The sequence below is a fragment of the Corynebacterium sp. c7Ub_26 genome (genome assembly GCF_053760365.1).
This window is the reverse complement of record NZ_JBSNBL010000004.1, coordinates 138,776-156,184: the sequence shown is the minus strand read 5'-3', so window position 1 is coordinate 156,184 and position 17,409 is coordinate 138,776. Positions and strand designations below refer to the sequence as shown.

Genomic DNA, 17,409 nt, shown 5'->3' with positions numbered 1-17,409 from the left:
AGGTTCTCATGCGAGCTGTGTAGTGCGAACGCGTGTGCCCGCGGGTTAGCGCGGGCCCAAGTCGGCGTCGCCGCCGAAAACTGCGCTGGTATATCTCACTTTGCCCGGGCTCCAGGAAAACTGCGGGGGTCTATGGTCAATTTTCGGCCATTGTTCGCCCTTATACCCCCGCACTTTTCAGTTGAGCACCCGACATACCCTCGCACTTTTCTCCGTAGAAGAGAAAAGGCCTATTTCTGAGTGCATCGAATGCGTCAAAGGGGGAAACGTTAGTTTTATATTCTATTTATACCGGTCGTGCATGGGAGGCTTCACCCAACATGTGCGGTAAGTCTCCCAGCTCGTGCCGAGTAAACCCCATGGCCATGCGCAACCACCCACCTAACTTCACCAGATCTCTAAACAACCTATGAAAACCAATCCAGACCTCTCGAACGTCTCAGAAATCCTCACGTCCGTAATGTCGTCACCGGGAAAAGTCACTGTCGTCGGCTCACTCAACGTCGATCTAACTGCGCGGGTCGAGGAATTCCCAGCTCCCGGGAAACAGTTCCGGCCGCTGACCTGACGTATGGGTCCGGCGGTAAGTCCTCGAATCAGGCGGTCGCGGCGTCGAAAAGTGGCGCGGATGTCGCGATGGTGGGCGCGGTTGGCCACGATGCTTACGGGAGTTTTGTGCAGCGAAGTTTGGAGGATGCGGGGAGCGATACGTCGAGGGTTGTGGCTCGCGATCTGCCTACCGGAACCGCGCTAATCACGGTGAATGCGACCGGTGAGAACACGATTGTGTACTCGGCGGGCGCGAATCGGAGCGTGTCGCGGGCGGACCTGCAGACGGCTGCGGATGTTATGCAGTCCGCGGATGTTGTCGCGCTCGGCTTTGAATCTCCCGCGAGTGTGGTGGCGGCCGCGATCGATGTAGTTCGCTCTGCTTCCGACGCGAATACTGAAACGAGCGCGCACACGAATGTCGGGCCCATTGCGTACGCCGACCAAAACAATATGCCCCTCCAACACCGGAATAATGGTGGCGAAGCTCGAGGAACTCGCCGATCACCGCAGATTATTTTGAATTATTCTCCAGTTATCGACGTCGACCCGACGCTGTTGAGCGGGGTCGATATCGTGGTTGTGAACGAGGTCGAGCTGCGTGCCTTGGGGGAGCGGTATGGATTCGCCCAATTGCCGACGCGGGAACGAGACGGATTGGCTAACGTAGTCGGATCCAAGGTCGACGAATATGCCGACGCAAAGCCTGAGGACGCTCCTACTGTCCGCGACTCCGCAAGCAGCATGGCTAAAGAAGATGGTGCCAGCGAAAATGACCTGTTCACGACGGCGACGCGGCTAGTCGCCGCGATGGGCCTCGGAGGTTTGATTGTGACGCTCGGTCCGGAGGGCTGTTTTGTTGTGGAGACTGAGGATTCAGCTGAAAGCGGTGACGTTAATCCGACGAGTGACGGAGACCGAAGCGATCGCGCCAACCCAACCGACACCGTCCCCACTACTAACGCAGTGTATGTGCAGGGATATCCAGTCGATGCAGTCGATTCAACCGGGTGCGGCGATTGCTTTATGGGGACGGTCGCCGCATCGATAGCCTCCGGACAAAGTCTGCTGGATTCCGCCAGGTTGGCAACCTTCGTTGCATCTCGCGCCGCGACCGAGCAGGGCGCTCAAAGTTCATATTCCTCGGCCGACGAACTCGCAGACCAGCTCAAACACGACTAAGTGAACCAGCAAATACGGAGCTGATCGATCGGACTGCGGAACTGATCGACAGGTTGATAGAGGGGCGGGCTCGACGTTCACGTGCCACCCACCCCCGTCGGGAATTCTTCGTATCAGGGAACATTTCGTGCTTCAGCGGAACACATCAAATAGAGGCCGAGAGCGAGCGTCGACAAGCCGAATAAGAACGGCAACAACGACAAGAACGCCCCGTCCACGAACGAGCCGCACAACAACGGTCCGCACATAAACGTTTCGCGTAACAACGGTCCGTCACGGACACCGCGCTCGGCCATCGCACTAAAACCGTCCCGAAGGCCCCGAAGGAATCGCCATGACTTACCCCAACAACAACCCGAGCAGCCCATATCAGGGATCCAGCGATCCTTACTCGGGATCGTCTACCGGTTTCGGTGCGCCCGGTTCCGGGGAGGGCGGAATGCCGGCCACTTATGAAAGTGGCCAGGTCGACTCAGCATTCGGCGGCGGTCAGTATGGAAACGCGGGCCAGTATGCACAACCCAACCAGTGGAACCAGGGTGCGCCGCAGTTCGGCAACGGCATGAACGACATGGGCTCGGTCCCGCAGGGTCGGCAGAAGAGCAAAGTAGTTTCTGCCGTGCTCGCGTTTTTCCTGGGCGGCTTCGGAGCCCACAATTTCTACCTCGGGTATATCGGGGTCGCCTGCGCCCAGCTCGCCATTCTTTTAATTAGCGTTCCTTTGATGTTCGTTGTTGTCGGTTTTATTACCGACGCCGCCCTCTCCATCTGGGTTTTGGTCGAATTCATCATGATCCTCGCTGGTTCGGCGCGTTTCGCTACCGATGCCAACGGCGTGCCTGTTCGTTAAAACCGCAGTGTTCGGGAGGCAGCATTTCAATATGCGTACCGACGAAAACGGCGTGCTGCAGGGAACGCGAGTGCTCCATTAACCGGAGCGCGTAAAACGCAACCGAACGGGGGCCGGTGAGTCTGTGATGGACGCAGTGGTCGATTAGAATAATTACCCGGAATGCGATCAACCTAACAGGTAAGGCTCACCATGACTCCCGACGACAACTCCTGGAAGCATTCAAGCAACGACCGCTCTGACGGCGGCGGGGGCAGTGACGGCTCGGACGAGCCTACGCGTGATAATTCGGCCGACGACACAAATCGCCAGAACCATAGTCACAGTGCCGACGACGGCACCGCCAACGAAAACCAACACGACGGTGGCCAGGGCAACGACGCTGCTGGTGAGGACGCTCACACCTCGGAAGGCAATGATTCGTCGGCGGGAGAGTCCGACGCTCAATCCGCCGGGAGTCAATCGTCGGAAGAGGGTTTTGAAACCCGCGAGTGGCAGCCAGTCCAAGCGTGGAGTGAAGTCCGGAACACCGACGGGAGCGTGTCTCCTCGGTCCGGCGGGCCGTGGGGTAATTCCCAGCAATGGAACAACGCCGGCAACGGTGGGGGAAACGGCTGGAACAACGCTGGCACTACCGGTTGGAACAGCGGGGGTGGCCAGCAATGGAATGGGGGCGCCCCGGGCGGTTGGAACGGCCAGCCGGGCCAGGGTCAATACGGTGGCCAACAGTACGGCGGCCAGTACGGTGCTGCTCAGAATGGGGCAGGTCAGTGGAATAATCCCCAGGGCCAGCCGGGACAGTACGGCCAGCAGGCGCAATACGGACAGGGTCAGTACAACCAGCAACCGCAATACGGGCAGCAAAATCAGCAGCCCCAGTACAACCAAAACGCTCAGTACGGTCAGGGTCAGTCGGGCGGCTCGAGTGCTGTCGGGTCGCAGGGGGAGTCCGGCCAGTCGGGCTCGTCGATCTGGAAGGTCCTGCTTCCGATCATTCTCATCCTTGTCGTGGTCGCCACGCTGATCGGAGCGCTGATGTGGAAGCCGTGGGAAAAGCTCAGTAACGACGGTGGCGCGCCTGGCAGCGAATCGTCGGCAATCCCGGAAGAACCGAGCAACGAGTCCACAGAGGAAACGACGACGGAGCCCGAGGACACCGAGACCACCACGGAAGACACCACCACCGAACGGACAACCACGACAACGTCGAGCAACCACACGGGCACCGACATCCCAGGGTTGGGCCGCCAAGGATTTACGGATAACAGCGCTGCAACCTGTAATGCCGACGACGAATGGGTGTACGCGGGCATTAATGAGGACGGCGACAAGGTTGTCATCTGCCAGGTAGGGGACACCGACGGGTTCTACTACCGCGGTTGGTATCACGGAGGCGCGCTCGAACGTGACGTGACGAGCCGCGGCTCCGATGGGCGGTCATACACGATGAAGAGCGGTGGAACCGTGATCAACATCGATGGCTCCACCCTGGATGTTGTGCAGAACGGTAAGACGGTTTCTTCTTCCGTGTTTGACGGAGTGGCCACGAGGGAGCCGGATTGGGGCTAATCGCGTTCCTCGAACATCCGGCCACCTAATAGTCGACGCCCGACGGGCGCCTGGATAGCGAACGCGCGCCCGCCCAAGCCCAAATCCCACCGGTTTCTCACCATAAGTTTGGGAAAAATCCAGGTTATCGCTTAAACTGGAGCGCTGTGTCCGCCACGTGCGGGCGGGACAAACGTCCACCGTAGGCCAGCGAGAGCGGCTGACTCTTTCACGTACGCTCAAAAAACGCTGGTCACGGCGTTAAAAATTTCTTCCAAAAAGTTGCCCAGCGCAACGTCGAAAAGAAGTTTTTAGCACCACGGAATGAGCTTGCAAAGGCAGGTGCGAGCGGCAAGTAAGCACCCCGCCTGCACGGGCACTATGCCAGTGAGCGAGTGAAAAACCCGGTTTTGTTGTAATCTTCGTCACACTTCGCGTGGATTATCTGGGGGCAGATCTATCCGGATCGGCTCCGCCAGGATCGGAAAACAGCATCCCGGGAATGAACCGCAAACGCGTCAAAGAAACATAGAAAGTCGGTACATGCCTACTATTCAGCAGCTGGTCCGCAAGGGCCGCAAGGACAAGAAGGCCAAGGTGAAGACCGCGGCCCTCAAGGGATCACCGCAGCGCCGCGGTGTGTGCACCCGTGTCTACACCACGACCCCGAAGAAGCCGAACTCCGCCCTCCGTAAGGTTGCGCGTGTTCGTCTGACCTCTGGTATTGAGGTTTCTGCTTACATTCCCGGCGAGGGTCACAACCTGCAGGAGCACTCGATGGTGCTCGTTCGCGGTGGCCGTGTGAAGGACCTCCCAGGTGTCCGCTACCGCATTATCCGCGGCTCCCTCGACACCCAGGGAGTTAAGGATCGTAAGCAGGCACGTTCTCGCTACGGCGCGAAGAAGGAGAAGTAATTCATGCCACGTAAAGGTCCAGCACCCGCACGTCAGCTTCCGAAAGACCCGGTATACGGCGATACCATCGTCTCGCAGCTGATCAACAAGGTCCTCGTCGATGGCAAGAAGTCCACCGCCGAGCGCATCGTCTATGGAGCCCTCGAAGCCTGCCGTGAGAAGGCCGGCACCGACCCGGTTCTCACCCTGAAGAAGGCTCTTGACAACGTCAAGCCCACCCTCGAAGTGCGTTCACGCCGTGTTGGTGGCGCAACCTACCAGGTCCCGGTCGAGGTTCGCCCCGGCCGTGCCACCACCCTGGCACTGCGTTGGCTGGTAATGTTCACCCGCCAGCGTCGCGAAAACACCATGACCGAGCGTCTCGCCGCAGAGATCCTGGACGCATCCAACGGCCTCGGCGCATCCGTGAAGCGTCGTGAAGACACTCACAAGATGGCTGAAGCCAACCGCGCATTCGCGCACTACCGCTGGTAATCACCTCTCCGGCGTAGCCAGACCAAGAATTACACGCAGGCCCGCCACCATCGGATCGCCACGATCGACTGGTTCCGGTGAGTGGGCCACCAAACTACGAGTTGGGGTACACAGTGGCACAAAAAGTGCTTTCTGACCTTCATAAGGTCCGCAACATCGGCATCATGGCCCACATCGATGCCGGAAAGACCACCGTAACCGAACGAATCCTCTACTACACGGGTATTAACCGCAAAGTCGGTGAGACCCACGATGGTGCTTCCACCACCGACTGGATGGACCAGGAGAAAGAGCGCGGCATCACCATTACCTCCGCCGCGGTCACCTGCTTCTGGAAAGACAACCAGATCAACATCATCGACACCCCCGGCCACGTCGACTTCACCGTCGAGGTTGAGCGCTCGCTCCGCGTCCTCGACGGAGCCGTCGCCGTGTTCGACGGTAAGGAAGGTGTTGAGCCGCAGTCCGAGCAGGTGTGGCGCCAGGCCGCTAAGTACGACGTCCCACGCATTTGCTTCGTCAACAAGATGGACAAGCTGGGCGCGGACTTCTACTACACCGTCGACACCATCGTCGACCGCCTCCACGCAAAGCCGCTGGTCATGCAGCTCCCCATCGGTGCTGAAGATGACTTCGACGGCGTCGTTGACCTGATCAACATGAACGCCATCACCTGGCGCGGCAAGGTCGACGTCGGAGCAGAGCCCACCATCGAGGAAATCCCGGACGACCTCAAAGACAAGGCCGACGAATACCACGAGAAGCTCCTCGAGGCCGTCGCCGAGTCCGACGAAGAGCTCATGGAGAAGTACTTCGCCGGTGAGGAACTCACCGAGGACGAAATCCACGAGGCCATCCGCAAGATGGTTGTCAACTCCGAGATCTTCCCCGTGTTCTGTGGTTCCGCCTACAAGAACAAGGGTGTTCAGCCGCTCCTCGACGCCATTAACTGGTACCTGCCGACGCCTCTCGACGTCGGAGAGGTTCACGGCCACAAGGTCGGCGACGAGTCCGTCGAGCTGACCCGCCACCCCTCGGTGGACGCACCGTTCTCCGCTCTGGCGTTCAAGATCGCCGCCCACCCGTTCTTCGGTAAGCTGACGTTCGTTCGCGTGTACTCCGGTTCCGTCGAGCCTGGCCAGCAGGTCATGAACTCGACCAAGGGCCATAAGGAGCGCATCGGCAAGCTCTTCCAGATGCACGCCAACAAAGAGAACCCGATGGACGTCGCTAAGGCCGGAAACATTTACGCGTTCATCGGCCTGAAGGACACGACCACTGGTGACACCCTGTGTGACGCCAATGACCAGATCATCCTGGAGTCCATGGACTTCCCGGATCCTGTTATCGAGGTGGCCATCGAGCCGAAGTCGAAGGCTGACCAGGAGAAACTCGGTATCGCTATTCAGCGCCTCGCTGAAGAGGACCCGACATTCACCGTCAAGCTCGACGAAGAGACCGGCCAGACCGTCATCGGCGGTATGGGCGAGCTCCACCTCGACGTCCTAGTGGACCGCATGAAGCGCGAATTCAAGGTCGAGGCGAACGTGGGTGCCCCGCAGGTTGCGTACCGCGAGACCATCCGCAAGCCCGTCGAGAAGTACGAATACACCCACAAGAAGCAGACCGGTGGTTCGGGTCAGTTCGCGAAGGTCATCATCTCGCTGGAGCCCTACGCACCCAACCCGGACGAGCTGGAAGAGGGCGAGTCCGCAACCTACAAGTTCGAGAACGCCGTTACCGGTGGTCGCGTGCCGAAGGAATACATTCCTTCTGTCGACGCCGGTATTCAGGACGCCATGCAGTACGGTACGCTGGCCGGATTCCCGCTGGTCAACATCAAGGCCACGCTGGTCGACGGTCAGTACCACGAGGTTGACTCCTCTGAAATGGCCTTCAAGATCGCCGGTGCTCAGGCGCTCAAGGAAGCCGTTCAGAAGGCAAAGCCGGTTCTGCTGGAGCCGATGATGGCTGTGGATGTCATCACTCCTGAGGAGTACATGGGCGAGGTCATCGGCGACGTCAACGCACGTCGTGGCCAGGTTCACTCCATGGAGGACCGTTCCGGTGCCAAGGTCGTCAAGGCCACGGTTCCGCTGTCGTCCATGTTCGGCTACGTTGGTGACCTCCGCTCGAAGACCCAGGGTCGTGCAAACTACACCATGATCTTCGATTCCTACGCGGAAGTCCCGACGAACGTCGCGCAGGAGATCATCGCGGAGCGCACGGGTAACAAGTAATCCGCGCACCCTCACCATTACAGCCCCTCGTCGATCGGGTTACAGGGTCGACGAAGGGCAACGCATGGTAAGGGCCAGCCAGGCACTATCCACAAAATGCTGTGAAAAGTTGCTGTTAATACGCAGCACATCACAGGAGTGTGTGATGTGAATAGTGTGTGGTGGCCGTTACCATAGAATCAAGGTCGGAGGCAGCTTGAAATACGTTGCCTCACCCCTTTATTATGCTGTAACTGGCAATATTTAAATCACCTCTCGTAGAGTCACCTTCTATTGACCCTGACCAGTGTCGACACCAATTTATGATCGACGATGACCAGGGTTAACAAGGTGAAAGTGTTTCTGCGAAAGGTAACACCACCCGTGGCTGCGAACGTCGTAGCCACCGAGAAGTCCAGGAGGACAAACAGTGGCGAAGGCTAAGTTCGATCGGAACAAGCCGCACGTAAACATCGGTACCATCGGTCACGTTGACCACGGTAAGACCACCACTACCGCTGCTATCACTAAGGTTCTGTCGGAGAAGTACCCCGAAGAGAACCAGGCTTTCGCTTTCGACGCCATCGACAAGGCGCCGGAGGAGAAAGAGCGCGGTATTACCATTAACATCGCTCACGTCGAGTACTCCACCCCGAAGCGTCACTACGCTCACGTGGATGCTCCGGGCCACGCCGACTACATCAAGAACATGATCACCGGTGCTGCCCAGATGGACGGCGCAATCCTCGTCGTCGCTGCTACCGACGGCCCGATGCCTCAGACCCGCGAGCACGTTCTTCTTGCTCGCCAGGTTGGCGTTCCTTACATCCTCGTTGCTCTGAACAAGTGCGACATGGTTGATGATGAGGACCTCATCGAGCTCGTCGAAATGGAAGTTCGTGAACTCCTCGCTGAGCAGGACTTCGACGAAGATGCACCTATCGTTCACATCTCCGCTCTGAAGGCTCTTGAGGGCGACGAGAAGTGGGAGCAGTCCATCCTCGACCTCATGGACGCCTGCGACGAGTCCATCCCGGATCCGGTTCGTGAAACCGACAAGCCCTTCCTCATGCCTATTGAGGACATCTTCACCATTACCGGTCGCGGCACCGTCGTCACCGGTCGCGTGGAGCGTGGCAAGTTGAACATCAACGATGACGTTGAGATTCTGGGCATCAAGGAGAAGAGCCAGAACACCACCGTCACCGGTATCGAGATGTTCCGTAAGCAGCTCGACTACGCAGAGGCTGGTGACAACTGCGGTCTGCTTCTCCGTGGTACCAAGCGTGAGGACGTTGAGCGTGGCCAGATCGTGGCTAAGCCCGGCGCATACACCCCTCACACCGAGTTCGAGGGCTCCGTCTACGTCCTGTCCAAGGACGAGGGCGGCCGTCACACCCCGTTCTTCGACAACTACCGCCCGCAGTTCTACTTCCGCACCACCGACGTTACCGGTGTTGTGAAGCTCCCTGAGGGCACCGAGATGGTTATGCCTGGCGACAACGTCGACATGTCCGTCACCTTGATCCAGCCGGTCGCCATGGACGAAGGCCTCCGCTTCGCTATCCGCGAAGGTGGCCGCACCGTTGGCGCTGGTCGCGTGACCAAGATCAACAAGTAAGAACCTCTGATCACTTGCCCTGGTTTCTAGCCGGGAGCTAAGAGGTCGCCCCGCTGCTCCGCGCAGCGGGGTTTTTCTTTATGCGCCAATCCGCCACCCGTCATCCGCCTAGCATCTGCCTCTGCTTTCGCATGGGCAAGGAACAATCTGTGGGAGCTTAAGGATTGTGCCAGCGATGGAACCGGCGTAAAAATAGTAAAAATAAAGGAAATCAACGGGATATATACTTCATGCTCCTCACAATAGAAAGTCTTTAAACCATGAAACGTCTGTGCATAGCCATAGTTCTTCTCTTGGTCGCAGTCTCCATTATCCTCTTGCGTAAGAGTGGCACTATTAGCGATCTTGCCTCAGACGTGACCATGGTTTCTCTCATCGTCTTAGCTACTGGGATTGGTATTAAAGGGAGCGTTAAGAAAGACTAAGCTATTCGTACCCTAGAGCCACCGTTTCAACCATCGTGGAGCGGTGGGTTTATTTTGATAAGTTTTCTTGGGGATAAGTAGCAAAAGGCGGTGTGGACAGAACCCCGGATGCCGAAAAGTGCGGGTGGATATGCGCCCTCAAATAAAAGTGCGGGGGTATATGGTCAGTTTTCGGCCATTTTTCGCCCATATTCCCCCGCAGTTTTCCGGCATGTGGACACATTTTTGTCGTATAACTCTAAATCGCGAGGCCTAGCCGACGAGCAGCCATTTCACCCCATTCGCGTGGTCGTGAAACAGATGAGAAACAGTTCTACGAGGCACTGGGGATATATAAAGTAGACCTAGATAGTTCCCTCATTTCCCTAAGGATTCCCATGACCATCGTTTCCCACTATCTGCACACTGGCCGTCACCGTGCCCCACATCCCCACGCCGCCGGATTTGCGTTCTCTCCGGCGCCGTCATTGCAGCTGCGGCGTTGTTCACGCCGACGCTTGCGTCGCCAAGTAATGCCTCAGCAGCCCCGATGCCCAACGTCGACCAGAATGGAAATATCGCCGCTCCGGGGCGGACTCAGATTTCCTTCCAGAGCACGTTGACCGGCCACCACGTGGGAACCGCGAATGAGCACGAGTCGCGTCCAGGTTTGTCGCTGGTGAAGATGTATATCGCCGATTATGTGTTCGAGCACGGCACACCCGAGGACCAGGCCAAGGCCACCCAGATGCTCCGGTTCTCGGATGACAATATTGCGAGCGAGCTGTACGCCAAGTACCCGAATAGCATCAATGACCGTGCGGCGAAGTACCACCTGGCGGATACCCACGGTGCTCCTCATTGGGGGAACAGTACGACGTCAACGGCGGATTCGGTCGCTTATCTGGAAGCGAAGAAGCGCGAGAACCCGTTCGGTCCTGTCCTCTCTGCCTTAGCGACGGCATCTCCCGTGGCTGCCGACGGCTACAAGCAGGACTACGGGACCGCAACGCTGCCCGGCGTGTTGGGCACCAAGTGGGGGTGGTCCGATGATCGCAGCTCCGTGAACGCGTCGGCGTCGTTTGGCCCGTTCTTCTCCGTATCCGCCAGCACATACGGCCCGTCGCAGCAGTTGACCGACGATGTGCAGGGTGCGTTCACCAACCAGCCGTGGAATCCCTTAGCGCTGGACGGTGTGGGCATCCCCGCGTCCGGAGCCCCCGCCTCTGCAGCCAACGAATCTGCACCCGCCGTGACCTCCTATCCTGCCCGTGCGGTCGCGCAATCCGCGTTCGACACGTATAGGAACGCCGCTTTTAAGGACTTCCAGGATCGCTATGCCCCGAACACCTTTGGCCCTATAGGCAATTCTTCGCCCTTCTGGCCGACGGTTAATGCCATGCGCGATGAGGCCCTAGCAAACATCGGCCAGCCGATCGTCAACGCCGTACCGGAGAGTGTTCCGGTCCCGAGCGCGGTCGTGCCGTTCCTCCCTCCGGCCCCGGCCGCCCAGTAAACTCAAGTAAAGCCGGGCAGACCCGGCACCCGGCTAAACCCCTACTTCTTCTTGGCGACGATGGCGATAGCGGTCAACTCGTTCTCGTATTTCTGGAACGTCTGTCGCATCCCCATCACGCGCTTGCGCACGTTCGGTTTCGTCGCAATGTTAAACGCAATCTTGAGGGTGCGCAGGATCCCCTCGTCGCTAATGATCCGCTTGGGCTCCAACAAGGCCATGGGGGCGAAGTGCGTCGTCTCAACCTCGAAGCCGTGCGAGGTCAGCAGATCCTGCCACTCATGCTCGGTGAGGGGACGGGCATTGACCTTGATCGGCCGGGCCAGTGCCTTGCGCACTTCGGTTTTCGTGTCATCTGAGAGGTCGTTGGGCTGGAGGCCGAGCTCGTGGATGGCGTACCGCCCGCCGGGCCGAAGAATGCGGTGAACCTCCTCAATGATGGCCGCCTTGCCCTTATCACCCTGCATGGTCAGCATCGCTTCGCCGACGGCAACGTCGACGGACTCGTCGTCCAAAGTGGTGTTGTTCGCCCGGCCCTGGAGAACCCGAATCGCGTTGGCCGGCATATGCCCCGACGCCGCCTGGTGCGCAGCCGCCGCGGCCAGGTGAGCCGCATCCGGGTCTTCGTCGACTCCCGTGTAGGAGGACGGCTCTTCAGCCACGATCTTCTCGGCAGTTTTCCCAAGCCCAGGGGCCAGCTCCACGACATCATGGTTGTGAATGGGCAACGCGCTGAGCATCTTTTCGGTCAACTCGCGCCCGCCGGGACGGAGGACCTTCTTACCCACTTGCGCCAGGAGCCAGTGTCCAGACTGGTTTTCGACGGGACGATCACTCATAGGAAGCCGTGGCATTTCTTCTCTTTGTGCTGGCCGTAGTTTTGTCTGTGTACGCTCAGGTCACGCTTCAGGCCACGCTAAGGAAGGCGACCTTGACTTTATTGTTCCACGGTGGTGAGGAAAACCCGTGGTAGCGGGGAGAGAAATAACTCACATATTAAATGCGCATTTATTGCCGACGTTGGTACCGCACCCATGAAAAAACCGGCTGAACCACCTACCAAGTAAGTGGTTCAGCCGGCCTTACGTCGAAACCCGTGTGCCCGGGGCCGAATAAGCCCGAACAGCACGTCAGGCGACGCTAGCTCGCTTTATCCAGATGGATGAGGAATCGCGTATCCACATCTTCCTGGGGGAGCGCCGACACGATATCCGACGCTGCTTGGCGGCACTCGCCCCGCACATAGTCCAGATCGGCATGTGGGTCGCACCGCAACGTCATCGTCAGCACCTTCTGCCCACGGTCCACCTCAGAGCGGTATTTGCAGTCCGCAATACCGTCGTAACGGGTGAGATCCTGCGACACAGCGGACGCGATGTCGTCCAGCCGAACGGTGACCCGTCCGTTGTCGGCAGATTCTTTTGCTTCGACCTTGGTGACGCGGCGGCGATCAATAATCAACCACCAGAACCAGAGGCCAAGAAGAATCAGGATTGCCGACGCCACACCGAGAACCGTCGGGTACCAGGACTTATCAGTCAGCGTGCCCCAAAAGCTGGTGTCTGCGTACTCACCGAGCTTTTCGGCTGGAGTGAGGTGCAAGGCTAGGCCGATGCCCCATAGACCGCCTGCGATGAGGATGGCGGCGACCAGGATCATAATGATCCGGAGGAATATTGACTTTCCGTGGCTCATTGATCACTCCTTGGTCGGGCAAGTCGAACCTTGAGATCCGGCTGTGAAGACACCGCTTGAACGACGGGGCGACATGCCTTGTGCACGCGGTCGGACAGACCGGGGTCGTCCGGATCGCCGGTGACAGTGACAGTGACGCGCTTCGCAGTTGCCACGGTGGTGGCATTGAGCACGCCACGCTGGTCTTTCGCACGAGCGCTGCAGGCGCGGGCAACGTCCACCGGGCGCATCCACAAGGAAGCTTCGTTGTCGATCAAGATGTGCGTCTTGGTTCGCGGACGAAGGCTAGCAATGAGAATGATGAGGCCCAGTATCAGCGCAATAACGGCGATGATCAGGAACATCTGAACCCAGTGAGCGTGGCTGAGCCAATCGATGATCGGTTGTAACCACGACGGTCCACTGATCGTGTCGGTTTCCAGAAGGAGTTCGCGGATTCCGACGGCATCACCGGCGAGGAAGACCAGCCCAAGGATGAACATCCAGCCGCGCGCCCTCGGCGACTTCCGAGGTTCCTTCGCCGGGCGGAAGCTCAGCTTCTTCCAGCTAGGAGTTGCGCTCTGCTTGTGGCTGTCAGGCGTCGTAGTGGCCTTGGTCGGTTCAGCGTTCCGTGCGTCGGCCTTCGTTTCGGCCTTCCCGGACGCGGCACCATTCCCGCTCGCGGCCTTCGCCGCTTTTCCGGCAGGGTTGTCGGCCCGAGACTGGCCAATTCCGGCCTGGGCGTTGCCAGGTGTCGGTTCGTGTTCGGGTTTCAGTTGGTGTTTAGCCATTACTTCTGTCCCTTCCTCGAACCATCGTCAGCGTCGCGTCGCAAGGCCGGAATGCTCCGGTCCGAGCTAGGCGCTTTGCCCCCGGGCATGTCGACTGTCGACGGATACACCGTCCCGGGAGACACAACCGTCCGGATCTTCCGCGCGTCGCGCTCACGACGTCGCTGCACCCGGGCAGCCCGCTCGGCTTCCTTAGCCTTCCGCTTCTTCGTCGCATCGGACTCCGCGAATGGCTGCGGCCAGCCCGCACGAGCATGAGCAACAGCCTGCTTTTCGTCGTCCTCCAATTCCTGCATGACCTTGTGCTGGTCAACAGGCGTTTCGGGGGGCTTCGGGTGGGTGACCTCGGTCTTATCGACGGTGACCGGGGACGGCTTCAGCGGGTACGCGCGAATCGATTCCACGGGCATGGACTCCACCACGATGGGGTCGGTGCGTCGAGGCCCGATCTCTCCCACCAAGTGCGTGACCGGAATGCGCTTCGCGGTCGGAGTGATGCTCGGCGTGATCGGCGTCGGAGTCAGCGGAGGCTCCACCGGGCGCGAATGCGTAACAATGCGCTCGGTCTTCCGTGGCTTAGCGGAGGTATCCACATGCACAACGGGTGTGCGATCAACCGACGGATAGATAGTGGGCCTAATCGGCTCAGGCGTCACCGGAGACTGAACATCGGTGCTGTTCACCGAGATAGGAGTCAGTTCCTTCCGCGTGTGCACCGGCGGCACCGGCATAACCGGCGTGCGATGCGCAACGACGTCTTTGAACGGTTCGATCCGCGTGTGCTGCGGATGGATGAGCTCGGTAGCAGTCCGGTTGACGTGCACGGGCGTGAGAGTGACATCGCCAAACGGCTTCGGATGAAGAAGCGACGTCACCTGCCTGTTCGTCGTGACTTCCCGCGTCTCTAGTGGCGACGCCGTCACGGCCTCAATGTCGGGCTCGTGTTGGCGTGCCGCAATGTCCTCAGAGGTCACGCGCGTCGGCTGGGCGTTATCAACGTCACCCGGAACAACCGCTGCGACGGCCACGTCGGCTTTGATAACGGGAATGTCCGTGTATCGCTCGACCCAGGAGTGCAGCGCTTGCCGCGCGGAGGCGGCAACTTCCGTGACCGGCGACGGCCACCGAACGGCGATTTGCGCCACGATGGACATGGCGCGGTTCTCGGAGTCGAGGTCGATCTCCCAGCGGGGGAGTTCGCGCCCCGTGACTTTGTCCAGTCCACTTGCGTGATGGATGCACCCGGGAACGGATGCTAGTGCTTGCTCAACAATCCGGCCCACGGCTTTCTCGGAGATAACTGTGGAGGGTTGAGGCATATTTAGCCCCTGCCTCGTCCGCCACTACGAAGCAGCGAACGCAGGTCTATGAGACCGTCATATTGTGCTCCGGCTAGGCCTCCGATAGCGCAGAATACGAGCACAAGGAGGAAGCCGGAAAATCCCTGGAGCATGATGGCGAGCGCCAGCATGAAGCCGACGACGACACCAATGGGAGTTGCGTATTTCATGATTTCACCTTCCTGGTGAAGATCCTTCCATGAAGGATAGGAGGGTTGGGTGGACTCGCAATCTGCGCCTTCTGTGGAGTGCTACCGGGCCAGTGCAACCGAATAGCCGGGGTTACCGGGGTCGCGTACTAGTGGAGGCGTACCTCACCGCGCCTGGCATACCTTTCGGCAGGTGAGTCCGTACCGCGCGTGTTGTCCGTCGAGTCACCCGACGAATGCGCTTGACCAAGCGTCGAGCGGTGGGTGCGGAGACCGCCACCGCCGCTGCGGCTGCAGCTCCAGCATCAAGATGGCCGTCGGCATCGGTGTGTCGACGGGCGATATCTTGTGCTCGATCCCAGTTCGCCCCCATCGACGTCGTAGGACGAGGAGTGGGAGCGTACCGATCCGCCCATTCGCGGTCGAGTTCGTCGAGTTTACGGATGAACACCTGTGCATCTCCGCCGCGATCGGGGTGATAGCGACGGATCAGTGTGCGACGTTGCGATATATAGGCGGGATCCTGCGTGTAATCCTTGCCCTCGCGTGAGCCAGCGGACGTGCGGTGGGCTTGTCGTGAGGAGCGGGAAGTGCTCACAGGATCCTTTCCATTGCTATGTCTGCACTTTTTTGCCTGCGCGTGTACGGCTGCTACCTATACCGGAGCATCCATAAAAGGTCAGTAGCGATTCCTACTGGACGCGGGGCTGCTCTTGCTCGTCGTCGTCCTCGTCGTCGTCATCGATGTCCAGGTGGACGTCGTGAACGGTGACGTTGACTTCGGTGACCTCGAGGCCGGTCATGGCTTCGACGGAAACGATGATGTTCTTGCGGATGGCCTCTGCGAGCTCGTGGATGGCAACACCGTACTCAGCGACGATGGAGATGTCGACGGCTGCCTGGCGGTCGCCGACCTCTACCGAAATGCCCTGCTGGACGTTGACGCGGCCACCCGGGATGCGCTCACGCAGTGCGCCGACCATACGGGCGGTGCCACCACCGAGGTCGTGAACGCCGGAAACTTCGCGGGCTGCCATGCCGGCGATCTTGGAGACAACTGTGTCGGCAACGACGGTCTGACCGTGCTCGGTCTGGAGGGCGGAGGAGTTGTCGCTTTGAGCCACGGATGAGGACTGTGACTTAGCGAGATCCTTGGAGCCCTTGCTGCCGTTGTTCTGTTTGTTGGACGATTCGCTCACGAAAATCTCCTTAAAGGATGGTTAGTTTCTAACAAGATGGGGTGATCGGGCGAAAAGTACTGAAAAAGTACTAAGCCTTAGTTTGCCTATCGAGATCACCTCAACGTTGTTAGTATAAATATGTTTTTGTGCCGTGTCCAGCCAAAACGTAGATTTTCTAGCGAAGTTCGGCCCCGCGGAACGACAAAATAGCTTCGAACCTGCAGTTGTAATCGGAACGTTATTTAATTTCTTTCCCAACTTTTGCAGCGCCCGTGCTGATCCCCTTATTGATAAGGCCCTCCCGAAGGTAGAGCGGGACTATTGCCGACGTTGGTCTGGGTGGTTTTGGCCGACGAATATAGCCGGCGATTATGGCCGACGTTGAGCCGCGTTCTTATTGCCGACGCTTCACGTCCGCGAGGGCAGCGTGGTGGCGGTGGCATGGGTAATACGACAGAAGGCGGTGCGAAGCGCCGACGCACGGAACGAGGAGCCGGCACCCGGTCACATTTTTGTCGTAAAACCCGTTTGTCTTATAACCCGCTGACAGCGGACCGCGTGAAAAGCGTCGCCACGACCAGACTTTTTGACGCTGATTGTCAGCTAAACGCACAGAGCTCTATCTGTGATTATGTTTTTCCCGCCTGGGAAAAGAGAGTTTGCGCATGGTCCGTAAACGTGTTTTAATACTCGGGTTGCTTTAACACGATGCACCCCGCAACACCGGAAAGTCCATCGTCTGCAGTGAAAACCACGCAATAGCCTGACATACGAACTATCGACGTATGTCAGCTAGCGTGTGTCACGGCGCAGAGCGAAGGAAACTACCGATGACCGGTAAGGCATCGCTGGTGAAGTGAGCATGATCCACGGTGGTCAAACTCCTCCGTAGTGCGCTCGGATTCGCTTGGGCCTCACGGCCCGCTACTACGACAACATGTGATGTCGTAGAGAATCTGAGGAAGCGTAACCGGCGGGATAAGACCGCGGTGCTGA

17 protein-coding genes are annotated in these 17,409 nt (G+C 58.8%); 10 read left to right on the top strand and 7 right to left on the bottom strand.

The features are described 5' to 3' along the window. Window positions 1-409 precede the first annotated feature (409 nt). The 10 genes from ACWORE_RS08145 to ACWORE_RS08100 all read left to right on the top strand — a co-directional run bounded on the left by ACWORE_RS08145 (window position 410) and on the right by ACWORE_RS08100 (window position 11,278). A complete protein-coding gene (locus tag ACWORE_RS08145; RefSeq protein WP_296137738.1) occupies window positions 410-568 on the top strand; it encodes a hypothetical protein in 159 nt (52 codons plus the stop codon). Continuing rightward, window positions 529-1,731 (top strand): PfkB family carbohydrate kinase, encoded by a 1,203-nt coding sequence (locus tag ACWORE_RS08140; RefSeq protein ID WP_455303568.1) that lies wholly within the window; start codon window positions 529-531, stop codon window positions 1,729-1,731. Before ACWORE_RS08145 ends, ACWORE_RS08140 begins: the two co-directional genes overlap by 40 nt. A gap of 334 nt (window positions 1,732-2,065) precedes the next feature. After that, the gene (locus ACWORE_RS08135) at window positions 2,066-2,581 is read left to right on the top strand and encodes a TM2 domain-containing protein (RefSeq protein ID WP_448234911.1); all 516 of its coding nucleotides are present in this window, start codon (window positions 2,066-2,068) and stop codon (window positions 2,579-2,581) included. 192 nt (window positions 2,582-2,773) lie between these two features. Continuing rightward, window positions 2,774-4,150 carry a hypothetical protein gene (locus ACWORE_RS08130; protein ID WP_455303487.1) on the top strand — a complete coding sequence of 459 codons (1,377 nt, stop codon included), beginning with the start codon at window positions 2,774-2,776 and terminating at the stop codon, window positions 4,148-4,150. A gap of 522 nt (window positions 4,151-4,672) precedes the next feature. Beyond that, entirely contained in the window at window positions 4,673-5,044 is a 372-nt protein-coding gene (gene rpsL, locus ACWORE_RS08125) for a 30S ribosomal protein S12 (RefSeq protein WP_012732458.1), read from the top strand. 3 nt (window positions 5,045-5,047) lie between these two features. Beyond that, window positions 5,048-5,518: a 30S ribosomal protein S7 gene (rpsG, locus tag ACWORE_RS08120; RefSeq protein WP_455303486.1), complete on the top strand. Its 471-nt coding sequence runs from the start codon at window positions 5,048-5,050 to the stop codon at window positions 5,516-5,518. Between the two features lie 113 nt (window positions 5,519-5,631). Then, a complete protein-coding gene (gene fusA / locus ACWORE_RS08115) occupies window positions 5,632-7,758 on the top strand; it encodes an elongation factor G (protein WP_406606123.1) in 2,127 nt (708 codons plus the stop codon). A 409-nt stretch (window positions 7,759-8,167) separates the two neighbouring features. Continuing rightward, window positions 8,168-9,358 carry an elongation factor Tu gene (tuf, locus tag ACWORE_RS08110; RefSeq protein WP_455303485.1) on the top strand — a complete coding sequence of 397 codons (1,191 nt, stop codon included), beginning with the start codon at window positions 8,168-8,170 and terminating at the stop codon, window positions 9,356-9,358. Between the two features lie 293 nt (window positions 9,359-9,651). Continuing rightward, window positions 9,652-9,783: a hypothetical protein gene (locus tag ACWORE_RS08105; protein ID WP_455303484.1), complete on the top strand. Its 132-nt coding sequence runs from the start codon at window positions 9,652-9,654 to the stop codon at window positions 9,781-9,783. A 529-nt stretch (window positions 9,784-10,312) separates the two neighbouring features. Then, entirely contained in the window at window positions 10,313-11,278 is a 966-nt protein-coding gene (locus ACWORE_RS08100; protein ID WP_455303483.1) for a hypothetical protein, read from the top strand. A 41-nt stretch (window positions 11,279-11,319) separates the two neighbouring features. Here ACWORE_RS08100 and ACWORE_RS08095 read toward each other — a convergent pair whose 3' ends face one another. The 7 genes from ACWORE_RS08095 to ACWORE_RS08065 form a co-directional block, all read right to left on the bottom strand. Beyond that, complete coding sequence (locus ACWORE_RS08095) at window positions 11,320-12,117, bottom strand: class I SAM-dependent methyltransferase (protein WP_455303482.1); 798 nt, start codon at window positions 12,115-12,117, stop codon at window positions 11,320-11,322. A gap of 301 nt (window positions 12,118-12,418) precedes the next feature. Next, window positions 12,419-12,973 carry an Asp23/Gls24 family envelope stress response protein gene (locus ACWORE_RS08090; protein ID WP_406605126.1) on the bottom strand — a complete coding sequence of 185 codons (555 nt, stop codon included), beginning with the start codon at window positions 12,971-12,973 and terminating at the stop codon, window positions 12,419-12,421. Next, window positions 12,970-13,743: a hypothetical protein gene (locus ACWORE_RS08085; RefSeq protein ID WP_455303481.1), complete on the bottom strand. Its 774-nt coding sequence runs from the start codon at window positions 13,741-13,743 to the stop codon at window positions 12,970-12,972. The genes ACWORE_RS08090 and ACWORE_RS08085 overlap by 4 nt, the downstream gene beginning before the upstream one ends. Then, entirely contained in the window at window positions 13,743-15,062 is a 1,320-nt protein-coding gene (locus ACWORE_RS08080; protein ID WP_455303480.1) for a hypothetical protein, read from the bottom strand. The genes ACWORE_RS08085 and ACWORE_RS08080 overlap by 1 nt, the downstream gene beginning before the upstream one ends. Window positions 15,063-15,064: 2 nt before the next feature. Then, the gene (locus ACWORE_RS08075) at window positions 15,065-15,253 is read right to left on the bottom strand and encodes a DUF2273 domain-containing protein (protein WP_012732449.1); all 189 of its coding nucleotides are present in this window, start codon (window positions 15,251-15,253) and stop codon (window positions 15,065-15,067) included. Between the two features lie 112 nt (window positions 15,254-15,365). Beyond that, the gene (locus ACWORE_RS08070; protein WP_455303479.1) at window positions 15,366-15,830 is read right to left on the bottom strand and encodes a hypothetical protein; all 465 of its coding nucleotides are present in this window, start codon (window positions 15,828-15,830) and stop codon (window positions 15,366-15,368) included. A 94-nt stretch (window positions 15,831-15,924) separates the two neighbouring features. After that, window positions 15,925-16,356, bottom strand: a complete 432-nt coding sequence (locus tag ACWORE_RS08065) for an Asp23/Gls24 family envelope stress response protein (RefSeq protein WP_041629601.1) — start codon at window positions 16,354-16,356, stop codon at window positions 15,925-15,927. Window positions 16,357-17,409: the final 1,053 nt, after the last annotated feature.